Genomic DNA, 649 nt, shown 5'->3' with positions numbered 1-649 from the left:
TGCGCGACCGGATTCAGATTGAAGTCGGTGTCAAGGTCAATGAGTCGCTGCATTCGATTGGTAACCGGCTAACACCCGCGCGGCCGGCATCGACGATCAAACGCGAAATCGATAACAACGGTCTGCATAACGTCGACCACCCTGAGCGCAAGTCGGGGTATCGGCGCAAGGAAGCGTTCGGGGCCCGCCAAAGTGGCCGCAGCGCAACGGTGGGCTATTGCGCGCTGACGGCGCAGGCATATTCCGATCGGCGGGCACGTCGCCCGAAACTGGGCAAGCTTGCGGTCAACGACAAGCTGCATGATGAGGTGCAGGCGCGGCTGCTCGACGAGCACAGTCCCGAACAGATCGCCCGACGGTTGCCGATGGATTTTCCCGACGATACGGAGATGCGGGTGTCTCACGAAACCATCTATCAGTCGATTTACGTGCAGGGCAAAGGAAATCTGCGTCGTGAACTGCATACCTGTCTGCGTACGGGAAGGGCGTTGCGCAAGCCCCAGCGCCGCCCTGCTGAGCGCCGGGGCCGCATCCCCAACATGGTCAACATCAGCGAACGACCACCTGAAGTTGAGGATCGCGCCGTAGCAGGGCATTGGGAGGGTGATCTGATCCTGGGCAGCACGGCGTCGGGCTCGGCGATCGGCAC

The 649-nt window shown here is 61.6% G+C and carries 1 protein-coding gene; it reads left to right on the top strand.

Annotated elements, in window-relative coordinates; genetic code table 11:
• A partial coding sequence (locus AC5Y7V_RS31400) for an IS30 family transposase (RefSeq protein WP_499883794.1) occupies positions 1-649 on the top strand: 649 nt, incomplete at both ends.

This window comes from Mycobacterium sp. NGS34 (genome assembly GCF_059812845.1).
The sequence above is the reverse complement of the archived record's forward strand: the minus strand, read 5'-3'. Positions and strand labels throughout refer to the sequence as shown.